Below are 17,523 nucleotides of genomic sequence, written 5' to 3'. Positions count from 1 at the left end.
TGGGTCAGCCTTCCAAGGTCACTTCATGGACGCCCCCTTGTGGACGCCAATCGTGCCCCGGAGCCTCGGTCAGAATCCTGGACATTTTCCCGATGCGCACCGGCGCGTGGAGCAGCGCGCCCGCGCCGCTGTCCAGGTGGCCGTCCGGCTGTTCCTTCACCTTGGGGTTCCAGTCGCGCATTTCGTCCCATAGCGGGCCGTCCAGCACGTCCACGTGGGCCCACAGCACGCCCGAATCCATGGGGGGCTCGAGGCCGGCCAGGATGCGGGCGTTCTTGTTGCCCGTGGCCGGCACATCGCGCACGCCCGACTGGATGCCTTCCTGCTTGAGGGCGCGCTGGAGCAGCCGGTGGACGAAGGCGCCCACGCCATTGGTTTCCACGTAGGTGATGGGGATGTGGAAGCGGCGCACCAGCTCGGCCACCTGCATGACCTGGCCGCCCTTGATGACGGTGTTCCGCTCGTCGGAGAATTCGGCGAACTCGCCCACCAGGCGCTCGCACACGTGCCAGTAGTGGTTGCCGGCCGAGTCGTCCAGGATCAGCGACAGCACGGAGTCGTCGCTGCCCGCCTTGCCGGTGGCGCAGTCCCAGTAGGCGCGGGCGCTGACGATGATGGCATTGCCCAGGGTCATGCGCAGCGCGCCGTTGGCCGTGGCCAGCAGTGGATGGACGGCGTAGGGGCGCAGGCGGTCCGGATCCAGGCGGGATTCGGTGATGGGTTTGGCTTCGAGCATATATTGCGAGTCCCAGTAGTTGAGCGTGCGCGTCTTGCTCCGGCGCAGCGCGATTTCCTCCCGGGTGAACCGCTCGGGCCACGCGCAGTGCGCGTAGATATCGACCACGCCACCCGGGGGCTTGGCCGTCACCACCACGCCGCGCTGCACCGTGTAATCGGTGCCCTCGACCAGTAGGCGGGAATGCTTGTGGATGCCGACGAACACGTACAGGCCATCGTCCCCAGGCGTGAACGGCACGGCGAATCGCGTGCGCGTGTCCACCTCCTGCTCGTAGCGGATGGCGTTCTCGAACAGGGGAATCTTGAGGGAGGCCGCGCCAGCCTCGATCTGCTCGGGGTAGATGGAGTCGTGCGTGTGGGGCGTGCCGATGTAGGTTTCTTGCCCGCCCGGCACCAGGATGAAGGTGGCCTCCTGGATCTTGTTGCGCAGCGCCTCGCGTGCCTCGGCCGTCTTGATGTTCTTCGGGACCTCGACGTCGTCGTAGTCGATGGAGCGGGCGCGCGCGCTGGTGACGTTCTGGTTGACGCCCACGGCGGTCATGCTGGCGTTACGGGCATCGTTCGAGCCGGACACCCAGAACATCTGGGCACCGGGCTTGGTGGGCAGCATGCCGCCGCACAGGGGGTGCCGACGCAGCACGTTGATGGTATCGCGCGTGAGCTTCTTGGCCAGCGGGCCGTCCGCCGCCCAGATGAGCGAGACCCACGTGCCATCGTTGTACAGCTGCCACGCCTTGAACACGGCGTAGAGGGTGGATTTCGCCGCACCCCGGAAGACCTGGAGCACGCGCACGGGGTCCTTGCAGTGCTCGAGCCAGTGGCACATACGCACGTGCAGGTCGGGAACCGTCCAGCCCTGGACCCTGGCCCACATCAGGAAGAAGGCCAGGAACGAAATGCGGGGCTTCATCCGCGCTGATCCAGCCTCTTCTGGACGCGGTCCAACACCGCCGCGGCTTCGCGCTCGGCGGCAGCGATCTCGGCGTCCAGGCCGCCGGTATCGTCATCATCCGACGGATCGGCACTGCCGTCGGTGGGCGGCGCCGATGGCGGGAGCCCGCCCGCACCGCCCGCCGCGGTGCCGCGCTGGATCATGCCCACCATGCTGGTGACCTTCATGATGAGCACGGCCGTGCCCGCGGCGTCCTTCTTGACCCATACCCGGTCGCCGCGCGTAGCCTTGTCCATGGCGTTGGGCTTGATGCCGGCGCCTGGCCAGGCAGTCGGGTCCGCCTCGAGCAGGAAGACGTCGGTCAACTGCTCAGCCAGGGCCTGGAGCTTTTCGTACTGGTCTTGTCGCATGTCATTGCCCCGCCGCGGTGGAGAGATCAGGGGCGCGGTCCGGGCCGCCGGTGCCTGGCTCCCACCAGTAGCCTTGCCCCCATTCGTCGCGCGCCCGCGCCTTCATTCTGGACAGGTAGCCCGGGCTCAAGTTCTCTTGCAGCGCGTGCATGCCCATGTGGTCGATGGCGGCCTTCGCGTACCAGAGGTTGACGTACGGCAGGTGCGAGCGCAGTACACGCAGGCTTTCGGCACCGAGGTGGGTCTCGTCGCCCGCGGCGGCCTGGTAGATGTTCTCGAGGCCAAGTTTCAGCACGACATCCGAGCCGCTGCCGATGGCCGGGCCGGCGATGTTCTTGATCGCATTGGCGGCCGAGTCCCCGAAGTTTTCGGTGGGGTCGGTCAGGAAGAGATCCCCGACGATGCCCAGGCCGCCGCCCTGGGCCATGGCACGCGCCCAGAATTTCCCGCTCGTCATGTCGGCCGGATCCTTGCCCTGCACAAGCTGCTTGGTCTGGAAGGCGATGGCGCCCAGGGCGGTCAGCGACACGCCCAGGGCCATGCCGTAGGCGAGTCGGTTGCCCAGGGCTGGTGCGCCGTCCAGGCCCGGGGGCGCCTCCATCATCCGGCGCCAGTGGCGCGAGAGCATGGCGATGGGAAAGGACTTGAACTGCATGACCGAGCGGGCCAGCTCGCCGACGCCGGTGCCGCGCTGCTGCCCGCCCCAGCTTTGCCAAGCGCGGGTGGCCAGGTCGGGATTGATGACGGCGTATTCGGACTCGTCGCGGATCAGGCCCAACACCTTGGCCACAACCTGCGGCGCCGCGGGGTCGCCGGTGGCATAGATGGCCTCTGGCGTCAGGAAGTCCGAATTGCGGAAGCGCGTGGGGGCCGCCTGGGTGACGACGTCCCAGTCAGCCTCCGTCAGGCCCTTGCGCTGGAGGTGGCTGCGGTCCCATTCGGTCAGGTCGGCCCACTTCGTGCGCGAGAGCTTGGCCAGGCCGCCCATCATCGTCATCTGGAACGAGCGCCGTAGGGTATCCGTCCAGGCGTTCATGAGCGAGAGTTTCATCGTGCTGTTGGCCAGGCGCCCGGACCAGCCCTGGCGCACATTGTCGCCGGCCCATCGGTTGAGGTCCGAAATCATGGATTCGGCGATGGCGCCGTGCATGTCCAGGAAGTCGCGGGTGCCGCTGTCGAACTGCCGCCCGATGTTGCGCAGGGAGTCCCAGTAGGAAAGCTTGTTGTAGCCCGTGGTCACGAAGTACGTGGCCATGTCGGTGATGGACGAGAGCACGGCGCCGGCCAGCTTGCCGGCGGTCTCGATGTTGCGGACACCCTGGGCGACGGCAGCCAGACTCTGGGAGGCCGCGATACCTGATTCGCCGCTGATCACGCGCCAGTAGGCCTGCGGGGATTGGCCAGCGGTAAGGGGCAGGTTATCCACCTTGCGGCCGTCGGCACGCGCGGCCAGGTCGAACTGCAGGCGCATCTGCTGGGCGGGGTTGGGGCCATAGCGTTCGACCAAGGCGATATTCCTGGCCATTCCGCTTACGTGCGCGATGACACCGTCATACATGCTGCCGGCGCCGAACCGGGCCATGTACTCGAGGTACGCATCCGCATCCCGGAAGTGGATCTCGCGCGAAGCGCTGCCGCGGTTGGCCAGCGCGCCGGTTCCTTGGAATTGCCCGGGCGTCTGCTTGTTCATGCCGTCGGTGGCAATCGTCTGCCAGGACGCGCGCAGCAAGTCCAGCACTTCGGCATCGCTTTGCAGGCTCCCATCGTCCCGCACGTAGCGGCGCCGATTAAGCATCGGCAGCACCTGGGCCGCCCAATCATCGGCGCCCGCGGCCAGGACGCGGCCCTGATCGTGCGGCTGGGGCAAGTATCCGTACTCGAGCTGGCCGACGTCGCCGCCGGCGGCGTTGAAGCGCTGGCGCATCGATTCGATGGTGTCGAGCCAAGCGCGGGCGCCTTGCTGCGCCAAGCGGTTGCCGGTGGCGCCGTTCGCCCCGTCGAAGATCTCGCGGGCCAGGTCGCGCGACATGGTCGGATTCTGGGCGTCGAACAGGAACATCAGGGCGCGCCGCCCGGCGCCGGTGCCCTCCGTGCTGCTCGCGGCATCGATGAGGTCCGTCAACCGGCGTAGGTAGTCATCCTTAACGCCCTTGATATAGGCCTCGGTCTGATCCATATGGCGGACCAAGGCGTTGCTGCGGCTGGCTCCGTACTCCTGACGCAAAACATTGACCTGCTGTTCCACCTCGGCGGTGCGAACGAGCTGCAGCTGGCCGTTGCGTGCCTTGCGGGCGGCCTGCGCCTGGAGTTCCTGCATGGCCTGGGTGGCGCCCGCCAGGACCCGCTGGTCCTGTGGCATGGCCGCCCACCGCTGCGGGTCCTGGCGGGCCAGGAAGCGCATGGAGGCGCTGATGCGGTCATCGATGGCGCGGATCCCCGCATCCGTGAGGGTCCGTCCGGCGGCGGCATTGACCGCCATTCTGCACTGTGGTGTCATCCGTGCATGCTCCTAATCCTGAAAACCGTGGCCGCCTTGCTGGGCATGTCGCTGATCATGCCGCTGGCGGTGCTCGCCTGTACCCAGAGCCGGCGCCAGGCGCTGCAATCCTGGTACGCCATCCTGGCCATCATCGGCGGGGGCGCGGTGTTAGCCGGCCTCGGCGCCGTTATCGGCCTGCTCACGATCCGCTGAGAAAGCAATTGGCCGCGACCTGGAGCAGCGGCACGTCCGCCAGGTCCTGGGCTGCCTCCCGCTGGATCGTCTCCAGCGCATCCGCCAGCCGCATGGGCTGGTCCATCCCCTCGAGCTGCACCATCAGGTCCGGCGATTCGGCCGCCAAGGACGCCGCGCGCGCGGCGATGTAGGCGTCGCCCGGGTCGCCCGGGGCCTGCCCGCCTGCCTGGCGCGCCCCTCCGGGCGTCCCGGTTTCCCGTGCTGGCGTTGCGGCGGCGGGATTCTGCGCGCTGCCTTCCCGGGGCCGTGCGCCGGCTTCCGGCCCATTCGTTTCAGGCGCAGAGCGCGTGCGCGCGGTGTCCAGCGTGCTGCGCACCGCGGCGGCCACTGGACGCAGGTCGGTGGCCGGTTCGTTGATCATGGCGCGGGTCTCGCGCGCACGCGCCAGCTGCTCATCGATAACGCCCACGGCCTGCTGAGCTCGATTGGCCTGGGCATTGCGCTCCAGGGCTTCCTCTAGGCGCGCTATCCGCGCGTCTGCCTCGGTAGCGGCGCGCTCGGCCTGCCGGCGCGCCTCGGACAGCGCTCGCTTGTAGCTGATGCCCTCCTGCGCCTGGATTGCCTTGGCCAGATCGCGCAGGCCGGCTTCGGACAAGTCCGGCCTGGACTGGCGCAGGGTCTCGAGCTCGGCGCGCATGGTGCGCACCACACCCGGGTCGGCGATCTCGGCGGCCTGTGCCACCAGCTCGGTGCGGGCGGTCTCGAAGCGGGCGATCATCTCGTCCATGGCCCGCGTGGTGGCGCTCCGCTCGAGCGGCACCAGGTCCGTGACCGTCACCCGATCCCCGTAGGCCAGCTGATCGCTGGCGCGCGTGAAGGCCATCAGGCTGCGCGTGGCGGCCTCCACGTCGGTCTTGCTGCCCAGGTTCCAGGATTCCACGATCTCGCGGACCTGCTGCACACGAGCGGCGTCCACAAGTTCCGGATCGTGGGCGGCCGTGGCCAAGTCGGGGCGGGGGGCGGGTTCGCCCTCGGCGCGCGGTTCGCCAGTGCGGCCGGCGCGGATGCGGCCGCGCATCGCCCAGGCACCGAAGCCGGCCGGCACCAGGGTGGAGACGATCAGGCCCACCGGGTCGAACGGGTCGTACTGGTCGGCGATCTTGTCGTAGCCGGCGTTGGCCAGGATCTCGCGCGTGGCGGCCTGTTGGGCAATGAAAGCGCCGGGGCCGCCGGCAGCCGTCAAGCCCACCGTGCCGGCAACCGTGCGGCCAGCCACCGGCAGCAATACCCCAGCTGCCGCCGACGTACCCGCCAGGATCCCGACATTCGTCCGCGTGTTGCGGTCCACCCCCTGGCGCAGCAGGTCGTCGGACGTCGCCATACCCTCGTCCAGTCCGGTAAGGACGGCTCCGCCCAAAGGGCCAGTGAGCAAGGAATACCCCACGGCCTTGGCGCCATAGCGTGTGAAGCCATACAGCATCTGCTCGGCGGTGGAGCTGCTGGCCGGGTCCGGCATAAGGTAGTCGCGGGTGGCCTGGCGCACGGTGCGGCCCACGGGGTTCGAGAATGACTCCCCCGATTCGACGCGATCACGGGCTTGGCGCCGGGCGTCCAGGTCCAGGCCTATGCTATCGACGCCCTCGAGCATCAGCGCGCTGCCCGCGGTGCCGTAGGCCTTGGTCATGTCGCCCAGCGCGCCGGTGACTTCGGCGCCGAACGCCAAGGGGTCGGTGACTGCGCCAGCGACCAGGCCACGCACGGGCGCCGTGACCGTGCGCCACCAACTGAAATTGGCCGTCGGCTGCGGCGAGAGTGGCGGCCGGCGCGCCAGCTCGTTCAGCGCGCCCATAGCGCTGGCTTCGTATACCTCATCGAGCATTGCGGCCTCCGTACTGTTTGGCCTGGTCTTCGTGCAAGCGCTTGGCATAAGCCGTGGCGTTGCTGGGAGTGTCGAACACGCCAAGGTGTCGGCCAGTGCGCCGGTACAGCGCAATCGCGTCTTCCTCGCTCAGCACCCGGCCATCGTCGGATACGGTGGGGATCAAGACCTCCCGTCCGTCTTCCTCGAACGACATGGAGCGCACGGTGCTGATGGAGCCATCCTTGTTGCGGACCACCGGGCGGGCGTTGAGGTCAATGTTTCCCGGCTCCAACAGGCCCCTGGCTTGAGGGCGCGCGCTGGGAGCCGGCGCCGTGGGGTTCATCAAATCGATAATGACCGGTCGGCCCTGACCGTTCGTCACGACGCCCGAGCCGGCCGTGACTGCATACTTGCCCCGGCCGCCTGCGGCGCGCAACGTGGCATCCGGAAGGCGCTGTACGAACTCTTCGACCGGCACGGCCGCGCCGTTCACATAGACCTTGCCGTCCACCGTCTGTCCCGCGATGCTGGCCGCCGGGTAGGCCCGCAGCGCCTGGTCGAACTGCTGCTCCTTCCAGCCAGGAGGTAGCGGAATCTTGCCTCCCTTGCGCTCGACGATGCCGCCGGTGGCCAGGCTGATGGCCGTCTCGATGTCGCTGCCGCTGGTAAACCCCGGCGCGCGGCCGTTGGCCAGGCTGGCGTACATCAGGTAGGCGGCATCCTTCACCGCGTTCTCGGTGTTCTGGTCCGAGTAGGTGCCGGCGATGCGCTGGGCGATCTGGGCCTTGATGCCGGTTTCCTTGGCGGTGTCGATCTTCACGCGGCCGTCCGCAATGACCTGCTGGCCGTCCAGAACCAGCTCGGCGGTGTACCGGTCAGCCGTCGTCCGAGTAGTGCCGTATCCGAAGGCGATACCCAGGGCGCGGTCATTCTTGCTGATCTGGCCGGCCAGGGCCGTGGCGGCGCGCGTGCCGATGGCGCCCGACAGCGCTGCGATGGCGTCGGCCCGCTGCTTGACCGGCATGGCGTTGATGACCGTGCCAACCTGGCGCGCCTCGTCGGCGGTGAAGGGCGACACCGCACCGCTTACGCGCGTCTCGACCTGGCGGGCCTGGGTCAAGCGGTCGGACACGGACTTGGTGATGCCGTCGATGCTGGACATGTCGAGCGGCGCCAGCTCGGCGATGACGCCCCGATCCAGCGCCGCGCGCAGCGGATCGTCGGCGTATTCCCGCTCGGCGGCTTTGACGCCCGCGTCCATGCGGTCGAAGCGCTTGACGAGGGCCGGCGTCCAGCCTTCCTTGTTGCCCTTGACTGCCACGGCGTCGCGCATGGCACGCTGCACGTCCAGCGGCTGCATGGCGAAGGCCGTACCCTGCTGGGCCTCCTGGAGCAGCGCGGGTAGCGCCTCGGCATAGGGCGTGCCCGCCGTTTGCCTCGCCACCTGGGCGGCATACTCCGGGCTGATCAGCTTGCCTTCGAGGGACAGCTTGCTGATGGCGTCGAAGGCGCTGGCGGCCTGGCGCTCCCGGCGCTGCGCGGCGATCTCCGCCCGCTGGGCCGCCATGACCGCCTTCTGCTCGAGGCTGGCGCGCGCGCCGGCGATGGTGTTGTTCAGCACGGCGCGGCGCTGCGGGTCCAGGTCGGCGAAGGCATCTCCGTTGATGCGCTTCTCGGCCTCGGCCAGGGCCTGCATGCTGGTCTTGGCGCCGTTGACGATGCCGTAGGCCTCGGTCTCGGCCGTACTCTCCCGGAAGCGCTGCTTGTCGGCGGCGATCTGCTGGGGCGTATAGCCCGCGAGCGGGCCCTGGCTGTCCAGGATCTGCGCCCAGTTTGCATTAGCCGTCGCCCGGTCATTGGCTGCATCTCGCTGCAGCGCTTCCCGCGTGGCGACCAGTTCCCCGGCGAACTCCTGCTGGGTGCGCTTGGTGACGCTGTCGCGCACCCTGGACCCGAGCGTGAACTGGGTGTCCAGCAGGCCGGCGCGCACGCTTTCCTGGTATCGCGGGTCGAGGTCCATCGTGCTGTCCTGCACGATCTTGGCGGACTGCTCGTCCCACATCTTGCCCGCATCGGCCCGGGAGATCGACCCGTCCAGTACGCCGCGGGAGATGCTGTCCTCGAGGGTGTAGAGGCCGTTCTTGGTCGTGGCTACGGCGCGCACCGACTGGATGCGGCGCAGTTCCTCGTCGGCCTTTTCCTGCTCGCGGCGTTGCTGGTCCAGCGCTTGGCTGGCGACCTGCATGCCGACGGCGCCCGTCCTGGCCAGCGCATCGCCCACCTGGGCGGCCGCCTGCGGCGACACCCGGACCTGTTCCTGCGGCGCGGCAATGGCATTGCCGGCGTTTCCCATCGGAATTCTCATGGATCAGCCTCCCCAGCTGCTGCGTTCAACGATGGGCGTATTGGCCGCCTTGATCCAGTTGCTGCCGCCTTTGGCGCGCCCGTAGCCGCCCAGCGCGGTGCTGATCCCCGATATCACGCCGGCGGTGGCGGCGTTCGAGCCCTGCCACTCGGACACCGCGGCCTGGTCGCGGGCCGTCGTGGCTTGCCGCTTGCCGGACAAGATGGTGGCGTAGGCGTCGGATTCCGCGTTGCGCGTGATCTCTTCGCCTATGCGGATGGCGGTGGTGGACCCGAGATCCACGCCCGAGGCCGCCAGCGCGGCTGTGGCCTCGCCGACCTGGGCACGGCCGGCGCGGCGGATTCGCTGGGCCTGCGTGGCCGCCGTGGCTTCCGCCGAGGCCGCCTCGCGGCGCGCCAGCTCGGCATTGGTGTCCGCGGCCTCCTGCTGCTGGATGCCGGAATAGACGGCCCCGCCCGCCGCCAGCGCAGTCGCCGCGATCAGCGCTACTTCAACGCCCATACATCACCTCCAATCCAATCGTGCACCGGGTAAACCCCAGCGCCTCGTACAGCCCGGCGGTCCGCTCGGGATCGAGCCCCGTGGACGTGCCGGCGTGCAGCCATACAGCACCCTTGAGGCGCCCCCATTCGGTCAGCGCCACGATCAGCTTCGTGGCCAGGTACCCGCCGCGCGCACCCGGCTCGATGAACAGGCTCACCTCGTGGGCGACCAGGTCATCGCTGGACCAGTGCTGCTCGACCACCCCGGCGATACCGCCCACCACCACGCCGGCGCGCTCGGCGACGAACACCACACTCGAGGTCGAACCGATCAGGCGCGCGAGCATGGCCTGGGCGCGGTCGCGGTTGAACGAAAGCCGCGACCAGCGCGGGCTTTCCTGGTGCAGTTGGCGGCCCAGCTCGAGCAGTCTGGGAATGTCGTCCATCGTTGCTACGCGTATGCCCATGCATCACCCGTTGTGTGTGAAATCCCGAACCAGCCCCAGCACGTGGCAGGGGTACGGCTGGTCCTGAACGATCTCTAGCGGCAGGCTGCCGTCGTACCAGCCGCTCACGGACGCTTTGACCCAGCCACTGCGGATCTCCGGCGGCATGTCCAGCAGCGCCGCATCGAAATCGCGGAACTCGACCGGCTGGCCGTTGATGACGAGTCCCTGCGTGCCCATGACCAGCACCGCCACCTTGTGCGCGCCCAGGCGGTCGCCCTGGATCGTGCCGGCCTGGGTCAGCACCTCCGGGCGCAGCGTGCGCACCCGGCTGGAGAACATCAGGCCGATTTCGACGAATTTGACGGCCAGCGGCAGCGTCACGGCGCCGGCCAGGACCGTGAACCGACCCAGGTAGCCTCCATCGCCACGCACGCCCACCTCCATGCCCTCCAGGTGGTCCAGGCCGGCCCAGGTCGCCACCGGATCCTGCGAACTGCCGGTGATGGCGCAGTCCAGGTACTGGCCATCCACGAACCGCTCGACATAGGTGCGCGCGGCTCCGTCGATGACGCGCTCGACCACCGCCCAGACCTCGTCACCCGTCGGCGTCGGAATGCTGCAAAAGGACAGGAACTTGCCTTGCGTGCTGATGGGCGTCCAGGCCACCACGCCCTCGTCGCGGTCGATGGTCATGACGGCGCCGGCACCATTGCTGCGGGCGACCCAGACCAGCGAGCGCGGCTCGGGCTGGTAGGCCATGCTGACGATGGCGGGCGCCGTGATGTGCTCGGACATGACCGTGACGTCGGGCGCGGAGTACCGGTAGGTGTCTGGGTCGTAGGACAGCGCCCGGATCTTGCGGCCCGCGCGCTGGACGAACAGGATTTCCGTGCCCACGCGCACGGGCTTGATCTGGCTGCTGCCGAACGCGGTGCGGGGCTTGACCTGCACATTCGTGGGCGCCAGGGGCTTTTCCACGCCGCCAGCCATGGTGTACTCCCCGCCGTAGGTCAGCGGCACCAGCACGGCGCTTGAAACCAGTTGGCTGATGGGGTTGATCTGGCCCGTGGACGGCAGCGCGAACGAGAACGCATCGTCGTCGTTCGTGCCGAGCGTGAAATCGAAGAACAGGCCCGAGCGGCTGCCCCAGACGGTCTGAGGGTATTTCTTCGTGCCCGCCACGGCCAGGCGCTGCTCGTAGAAGCACCCCGTGCGCGGGTAGCCGTCCTGGGCGTTCCAGACCGGGGATTCCAGCGTCCAGGCGCTGGCGGGCGCTGCGACGTCCGATTCCAGTTCCTGGCGGATCACGCCGCGCACCTCGTTGCCGTTGATGAACTCGGTGATCTTGACCAGGCCGCGGTTGATCCGGACGAACTTTCCGACATCCTCGGGCCGCCAGCCGTCCACCGCGGTGGTGCTGCTGTCCACCCAGCGCGCCGTACCCAGTGTCGAGACGGAGCCCGGATCCACTGCAAGGGCATAGCGCAGAGATGTCGAGTTCGGCACCCAGAGGACGCGGTGCGTGCCGTTGTACCCGGCAGGCACGCAGTCCTGGATGAGGATATTCCCATCCACCCAGGCATCGTGATCGGCGTCGGTGGCGATATCCACCGCGCCACCGGTCCACGACATGCTGGTGATGCCCACCAGCGGCCCGTACACGGGCACGGTATTGCTGTCGAAGGTCAGCGCGATGGTAGCGCCCACCGTACCCTTCTCGGACGGCTTGATGGTCCCCTGGGGGCTGTCCTCGAGGGTCCAGCCGGCCGGGATGATCAACCCGGGAAAGGCACTTTCGATGGTGACTGTGACCTGCGAGGGGCTGACGAAGGCCGTGATGAGGGCCACGCCCGAGCCGTAGGTGATGCGGCGGCCCACGTCCGGCGCCAGGAACACCGAGGCGCTGGCGCTGACCGATACCCCCGTGCCGGGCGCCGTCGAGCTGAGCGTCAGCGCGGCGGCTGGCTGGCTGCCGATCTCATCGAAGGGAATGGTGGTAAACGGCGCATCCTGGAGCGTCCAGGAATCGTCCGCCAGGCGGCGCAGCACCTGCGTGAACTGGCCCTGGTGGAACAGAAACATCGTATCCGCGCCCTGGGTGTAGTCCATCTCGGCCAGCATGGCGGCCGTGTACGGCGTGGCGATCTCGTACGGCACGCCGTCCTTGTAGATCTGGCCACCCCCACTGCGGAAGAAGCGCACGTAGTGCTCGCCGAACTCCAGCGCGTAGGATTCGGTCGTGCTGTAGACGAACGGGATGGCATAGGCCGGCATGCCGTCGTGCTTGGCCGGTGCTTCCATGACCGTGCCCGGCCGGCGCTCGGCGCCGCCGTGGATGTTGACGACGCAGTTCTCCAGGGACTCGGCGCCGTTCATGTAGCGCTGCACGTCCACCCTGGCATAGGCCTTGGGCGAGATCTCGCCGGCCGTGAAATTGGTTTGCAGCAGCTTGGGCATCAGCGCAGCCCCCGCCAGCCGCGCCGGGCTTCCAGCAGGTCGGTTTCCTGCGCGAACTCTTCGGGCGGATCGTCCTGGCCATCGATGGCCTTGGCCTGCTTGAGCCGCTGCTGGTATTCGTTGAGCGCCACCTCGCGCTCCGTCGAGGACTTCGTGATGGCGTAGGCGATGCGGGCCTTGATGGCCAGCTCCATGAGTTCCACCAGCAGGCTGTCCCAACTGCTCTCGTCCTCGTTGCGCCAGATATAGACCAGCGGCAGCGCATCCACGTGGGCCAGGATCCGGCGCCCCTCGGAGCGGTACGGGATCGGGCAATGCTGGTGGCCCACCTGGATCGTCCGCAACCAGTCGGCAGGCCGGGAAAACTGGTATTTGAAATCGAAGGCGGGCTCCTCCGCCAGCGGCGAGAGGATCACGCGCCGAGTACAACAGTTCCAGGGGTGTGCCCGCAGCAGCGCATCGCGCACGGTGTCGTAGACGGCGGCGCAGGTGATGGCCCGGTCCTGCTGTTCCTCCAGGCTGTGGATGGGCTTGTCCCCCAGCGCTACCAACGCGCTCGAGCAGATTTCGGCGGAAAGGGCCATGCGGGCGTCCTCAAAGAAAAACCGGGGACACGAGGCCCCCGGCAAATACCCCTGAACGTGGGCAGTACGGCGATCAGTCGGTGACGTAGGCGAGCTGGATGCTCATCGCCTGGTTGGCGGCCAGCACCGCGCCGGCAATGGTCCCGTACACCTCGACCTCCTCGGCGGTGACGTAGCTGGCGCCGTTGGCGATCAGCGCGCCGGTGTTGATCGCCTTCGAACCGGCAGCCGCGATGTTGACGGCCGTGGCCAGGCCATCGGCGTCGATCACGGTGCCGTCCTTGACGCGGCGCAGCCCGATATCCAGCGTGGAGCTGGCGGTACCGGCCGCGCACGACAGCGTGCCGGTGGGCAGGATGCGGGCGCCGGCCGGAATGCGGCCGAAGGCGACGGTATCGGCAATGGCGCCTTGCACGTGGTCCGCGGCAAGCGCCGCGAACATGATGCGCACTCGGCCATGCGATTCGGTCGTGGCCAGCTTCTGGGCCGGCACCGCCGCGAGCTTGGCCATCTGCACGGATTTGATTTCAGCCATTGAGGGCTCCTAAAGTCTTGGGGGATTGGGTGGGCCGGGTCAGGCGTCGAACTCGATGGTGACCACCTCGTCTTCCGCCACGCGAACGCCGCCGTAGGATTCCTGGGCGTAGATCTGGGTGGCGTTCTTCTTGTCCCGGCGCGGACCGACGTCGATGGTGCGGTTCATGCCGATGCCGAAGTGCAGCGCATCCTTGGTATAGGCGGCCGTCGTGCGGGTGTTGCCCACGGTCAGCAGCGCTTCATACGGGATCCACGTGAAGCCCAGCCACTTGCCCGAAATGTCGCCGGACTGGAGCATCTTCACGGCCATAAAGTCGGCCGAGGTCAGCGTGGTGTCCGACAACAGGTCTTCGAGCATTTCGCCGTCGAAGAGCATGTAGAGCTGCTTGCCGTTGTGCTCGTCGGCCTCGTTCTGGCGGAAGCGCTTCTTTGCGATCAGCAGCTTCGCCTTGGTCATGCCCTGGCCACCGGAAAGGATCTTCTGCGAGCTGGGCAGCACGACAGTGGTGTACGGGCCTTCTTCCTCGGTCCGGGCGAGAGCAGCACCGATCAACCCGGCGTAGATCACCGAATCCTTCTTGCGGTTCAGCGCGGCGATGCCGTTTTGCATGTAGGCGCCGTTGGGCTGGGCCAGCAGCTTGGGCACGTCGAAGGAATCGACCGGGGTGGACCAGTCCTTGTCCTGCATCAACGCGATCCGGGTGCTGTGGTCCTGGTTGGTCCAGACGGTATCACCCAGGCGGTTGGTGACGTCATTGGCCTCGGTCGCGCCCAGCTTGTTGGCTGTGAAGCTCGAACCAGTGATGCTTCCGCTGTCATGCACGGTGGCCTGCAGGCGCGATTCCCTCTGCTGGGCATCGAGGATCCAGCTGTCGTGGAACTGCCGCACAAAGGCGGCGGTGATGGTGTCGTTCATAAACACTCCGAAAGGTAGAAATCGCCTTTCAGGTTGTCCGGAGGCCCGGGCCTGGGTACGGGCGAAGCGGCGGCGCCGGTCGCTTCACTGCGGGCTCGTCTGATTGTCCGCGTGCCACCGCGGGTCAGGGTTGAGCGCAATGTTGCTGCTGGGGAGCGGTCGGAATCTCGGACAAATGAAAAGGACCGCGCGAGGCGGCCCTGGGGTGGCGGTTCTGATGTGTCAGGCGACGGCCTGGGTGCCGTATTCCTTCTCGTAGGACCGTCGCACCTGCTCCTGCACCTTCGTGTAGTCGGCGTGCTTGGGGTTGCGGTAGGCCTCGGATTTCATCAGGCTCTCGCGGTCGGTGGGAGATACCACAGTCTCGCCGCGCTGGCCGCGGTCTTCGGCCATTTCCGGGCCGATCGAGGCCATCAGGCGGATGAATTCGGGGCTATTCCCCAGCGGCCCTTCCATGATCGATGCGACGGGAATGCCTGCTTTCTCGGCCAGGGCGGACGCGGCGGCGTACGCGTGCCCCATGTTTTCCTTGTAAGCCTTGGGGTCGGTCCAGACCTTGCCCAGGGCTTCGGTGGTACCGGCGGCATCGAGCTGCTGCGCACCCTGGACCAGGCCGGGGGCGATGTCGAAGTACTTGCCCATGACGTAATCCAGTTGCTTCTGGGTCAGGCCGGCCTCGTGGGCGCCCTTGAGAAAGTCCTGCATGCCCTGGTCCGTGGCGGGGTCGAACGCCTCTTTCAGTGTGTCGGGCACGGTGACGGTGTAGTCGGAAACTGCCGTCGGGCGCACATCACCAGTGCCAAGGCGCGTTTCCAGGGTGGAATATGCTTCGGCCAGCTTGCGCGAACTGGCGTCCACGTCCAGCGTGCCGTCTTCCTTCATCGCCCGCAGCTTCTCGGGGATGTAGTCGTAGTTGGGCGCAGCCGGTGCGCCGCCCGCCAGCGCCGATCCTGCGGCCGCGCCACCTTGGCCAGTGGCAGCCGCCCCGGCCGGTGCGCCGCCCTCGCCACCGCCGCCGGCAGCGCTTCCACCTTCCGCCGCGTTCATCAGCGCAGCACGCATCCATCGTTTCCACATTGCGATTACTCCTCGTCAGGCTCCAGGTATGGCACCTGGTTGGCTTGGTTGATCCGCAGGGCGATGAAGTCGATAACGCTGCGCTGGCCCATGCGGAGGTACGTTTCAAGCACAGCGTCAATGCCGCCGGTGGTTACCGGCTTGAGGGAAAACTTGCGTTCGAGCTCGGCCAGGATTTCGGCGCCCAGCGGTGTGTGCTCGAAGAGAGCGCGGTAATCCTCGGCGGGCAGTAGGGGAGCTTGGTTCATGCGTTCGCTGTTCTCTGGATGGCGGCTTCACCGGCCGCAAGGGATAGTTGCTGTTGCTGGGCCTGCTGCGCGGCCGCTTGGTCGGCCTGGGCCTTCTGCTCGCGGTACGCCGCCACCTGGTCGGCACCTCGGATAAGGTTCATCGGCACGCCCAGGCCCTCGGCCGCCGTCGTGACCGCCTGGTCGAGGTCGATGATGTCGAATACCGACGTATTGCCGGTGGCCTGCGCCACGCGGCCGGCGAACTGGATGCCCTGGTCGATGGCCGAGACTTCCTCGAACTGCTGCGCGCGGGCCAGCGGCGAGCGGTACGTGACGCGCGCCATGCGGCCGCCCACGGACTGCGGTGCCGGCGGGATGATGCCGGCGCGGATGGCCAGGCCCAGGCACCGAAACACGACGATGCGCAGGTATTCGGACTGGAACCGGCCGAACGCCGGGCCCAGCAGCTGGCGGATCATCTGCACCCGCACCGACACCTCGTAGGCCGTCATCTGCGGGCCTTCCTGGGGCTGGAGCTGGTCCGCCATCAGCGCCTTGCGGATCGAGGCCTGCAACTGCTCGGCCTTCGTGAACGAGACTCGCAGGTCCCCGGCGGCGGTCAGCGGCTTGATGCTGTCCACCGAGTTGGCCACGATCACCTTCTTCGGCCCGATCTTGATATTCCGGGTGTTCAGGACACCGTCATCCTCGGCGATGAATGTGCCGGCAATGGCCATGTCGATGTTGAGCTGTTCCTTGCGCTTGAGCTCGTTGAGCTCGCGCGTATCGGGCAGCGCGTTCATGAATGGACCGGTACCGTAGACGCTGCGCGGGATGACGTGCCAGCGCGGTGCGACGAACGGCTGTTCCTGGTAGCCGCTTTCCTCTACCACGCGCGTGTCGCGGCACTCGATATGCACCGAGGCAAACAGCATGTTGCGCGCCAGCACGGCGTCCGGCCGGCCCTCGGCCCGGGGGTAGATGGCGTGCAGGAAGTCGAACGTGCGGTCCGGCTCTTTCTCCGCGGCCTCGCGGATACCCTGGCTCACCTTGTCCGTGCCGAACTCGGCCACCGCCTGCTCGGCGGTCAGCTTGTACCAGCGGAACAGCGTATCGATGGCGCCCCCGGGCTTGCTGGCGGCGCAATAGCAGGTGGTCAGCGGGAACTGCTCGAACACGTAGCCGCCGTTCTCGCGGTCCACGTCCACGAACAGCACGAACCAGCCGGCCACGGTCAGGTCCAGGCAGCACTCGAACCCGGCGGCATCGAAATTGGACGCGTGAATGTTGGACCAGACCACCTCGGCGGCATTGTCCAGCCATTGCTTGCCGGCGTGGTCGGCGCCTTCCACGTCCAGGCCAAACCATCGGGAGTTGGCCGGCGTCAGGCCCGACATGATCGAGCTGGCCAGGATCGTGAGCGCATCGGGCGCCGTGCCGTCGTACAGCCGGGCGATCCGCGCCGCGGCGTCGGACGCCGTGATGACCTGACCATCGAACCCATCCGCACGGATCGGGAACGTGTAGTCGTAGGCGTCGCGCCAGACAGGTTCGTGCACCTGGCGCGACGCCTTGAGCGCTTCGGCGCGCGTGGTCAGCTTTTTGCCGAGATCGGGAGTGGTCATCAGCTACCCAGGGTCGGTTTGCCGGTGGCCAGGGCCGTCGAGGTCGCGGCTGTACCGGACGTGCTGCTCGCGCCGGTGGCCAGGGCCGATTGCTGGCGCCGGGCGCGGCGCGTGGCCGCCGCTTCCGTGTTCGCCTTGCGGGCGGCGTCGGCGTCGGCCTTGGCCTGCTGCTCGGCTGGATCGACTGCCGGCGCTATGGAGGGTGCACCGCCACACATGGCCTACC

At 67.7% G+C, this 17,523-nt stretch carries 16 protein-coding genes; 1 reads left to right on the top strand and 15 read right to left on the bottom strand.

The features are described from left to right. Positions 1-4: 4 nt before the first annotated feature. The 3 genes from terL to R4823_RS16940 are packed head-to-tail and all read right to left on the bottom strand — an operon-like array spanning position 5 to position 4,537. The gene (gene terL, locus R4823_RS16950) at positions 5-1,648 is read right to left on the bottom strand and encodes a phage terminase large subunit (protein WP_338615555.1); all 1,644 of its coding nucleotides are present in this window, start codon (positions 1,646-1,648) and stop codon (positions 5-7) included. Then, positions 1,645-2,040 (bottom strand): hypothetical protein, encoded by a 396-nt coding sequence (locus tag R4823_RS16945; RefSeq protein WP_338615554.1) that lies wholly within the window; start codon positions 2,038-2,040, stop codon positions 1,645-1,647. The genes terL and R4823_RS16945 overlap by 4 nt, the downstream gene beginning before the upstream one ends. 1 nt (position 2,041) lies before the next feature. Beyond that, positions 2,042-4,537 carry a hypothetical protein gene (locus R4823_RS16940; protein ID WP_338615553.1) on the bottom strand — a complete coding sequence of 832 codons (2,496 nt, stop codon included), beginning with the start codon at positions 4,535-4,537 and terminating at the stop codon, positions 2,042-2,044. A 6-nt stretch (positions 4,538-4,543) separates the two neighbouring features. On the opposite strand from R4823_RS16940, the gene R4823_RS16935 reads away from it, so the two are divergent. Beyond that, positions 4,544-4,732 carry a hypothetical protein gene (locus R4823_RS16935; protein ID WP_338615551.1) on the top strand — a complete coding sequence of 63 codons (189 nt, stop codon included), beginning with the start codon at positions 4,544-4,546 and terminating at the stop codon, positions 4,730-4,732. Here the strand turns inward: R4823_RS16935 and R4823_RS16930 are convergent. The 12 genes from R4823_RS16930 to R4823_RS16875 all read right to left on the bottom strand — a co-directional run bounded on the left by R4823_RS16930 (position 4,719) and on the right by R4823_RS16875 (position 17,515). Further along, entirely contained in the window at positions 4,719-6,593 is a 1,875-nt protein-coding gene (locus tag R4823_RS16930) for a hypothetical protein (protein ID WP_338615549.1), read from the bottom strand. The genes R4823_RS16935 and R4823_RS16930 overlap by 14 nt on opposite strands. Beyond that, the gene (locus tag R4823_RS16925; protein ID WP_338615547.1) at positions 6,583-8,940 is read right to left on the bottom strand and encodes a hypothetical protein; all 2,358 of its coding nucleotides are present in this window, start codon (positions 8,938-8,940) and stop codon (positions 6,583-6,585) included. Before R4823_RS16925 ends, R4823_RS16930 begins: the two co-directional genes overlap by 11 nt. Before the next feature lie 3 nt (positions 8,941-8,943). Next, positions 8,944-9,441, bottom strand: a complete 498-nt coding sequence (locus tag R4823_RS16920; RefSeq protein ID WP_338615546.1) for a hypothetical protein — start codon at positions 9,439-9,441, stop codon at positions 8,944-8,946. Then, entirely contained in the window at positions 9,431-9,889 is a 459-nt protein-coding gene (locus R4823_RS16915) for a GNAT family N-acetyltransferase (protein ID WP_338615545.1), read from the bottom strand. The genes R4823_RS16920 and R4823_RS16915 overlap by 11 nt, the downstream gene beginning before the upstream one ends. Positions 9,890-9,892: 3 nt before the next feature. Next, positions 9,893-12,328 carry a hypothetical protein gene (locus tag R4823_RS16910; RefSeq protein WP_338615543.1) on the bottom strand — a complete coding sequence of 812 codons (2,436 nt, stop codon included), beginning with the start codon at positions 12,326-12,328 and terminating at the stop codon, positions 9,893-9,895. Further along, positions 12,328-12,912, bottom strand: coding sequence for a hypothetical protein (locus R4823_RS16905; RefSeq protein WP_338615542.1), 585 nt, complete (start codon positions 12,910-12,912; stop codon positions 12,328-12,330). The genes R4823_RS16910 and R4823_RS16905 overlap by 1 nt, the downstream gene beginning before the upstream one ends. 73 nt (positions 12,913-12,985) lie before the next feature. Next, positions 12,986-13,447, bottom strand: a complete 462-nt coding sequence (locus tag R4823_RS16900) for a hypothetical protein (protein ID WP_338615541.1) — start codon at positions 13,445-13,447, stop codon at positions 12,986-12,988. A gap of 39 nt (positions 13,448-13,486) precedes the next feature. Then, a complete protein-coding gene (locus tag R4823_RS16895) occupies positions 13,487-14,365 on the bottom strand; it encodes a phage capsid protein (RefSeq protein WP_338615540.1) in 879 nt (292 codons plus the stop codon). Between the two features lie 222 nt (positions 14,366-14,587). Beyond that, positions 14,588-15,427: a hypothetical protein gene (locus R4823_RS16890; protein WP_338615539.1), complete on the bottom strand. Its 840-nt coding sequence runs from the start codon at positions 15,425-15,427 to the stop codon at positions 14,588-14,590. Positions 15,428-15,447: 20 nt separating this feature from the next. Continuing rightward, entirely contained in the window at positions 15,448-15,690 is a 243-nt protein-coding gene (locus R4823_RS16885) for a hypothetical protein (RefSeq protein ID WP_338615537.1), read from the bottom strand. Further along, positions 15,687-17,297, bottom strand: coding sequence for a portal protein (locus tag R4823_RS16880; RefSeq protein ID WP_338615536.1), 1,611 nt, complete (start codon positions 17,295-17,297; stop codon positions 15,687-15,689). Before R4823_RS16880 ends, R4823_RS16885 begins: the two co-directional genes overlap by 4 nt. Continuing rightward, positions 17,297-17,515 carry a hypothetical protein gene (locus R4823_RS16875; protein ID WP_338615535.1) on the bottom strand — a complete coding sequence of 73 codons (219 nt, stop codon included), beginning with the start codon at positions 17,513-17,515 and terminating at the stop codon, positions 17,297-17,299. The genes R4823_RS16880 and R4823_RS16875 overlap by 1 nt, the downstream gene beginning before the upstream one ends. Positions 17,516-17,523 lie beyond the last annotated feature (8 nt).

This window comes from Pigmentiphaga sp. CHJ604 (assembly GCF_036972535.1).
In the GTDB taxonomy this organism is placed as follows: domain Bacteria; phylum Pseudomonadota; class Gammaproteobacteria; order Burkholderiales; family Burkholderiaceae_B; genus Pigmentiphaga; species Pigmentiphaga daeguensis.
Note: the sequence above shows the minus strand (reverse complement) of the source record. Positions and strands in the feature narration are given on the sequence as shown.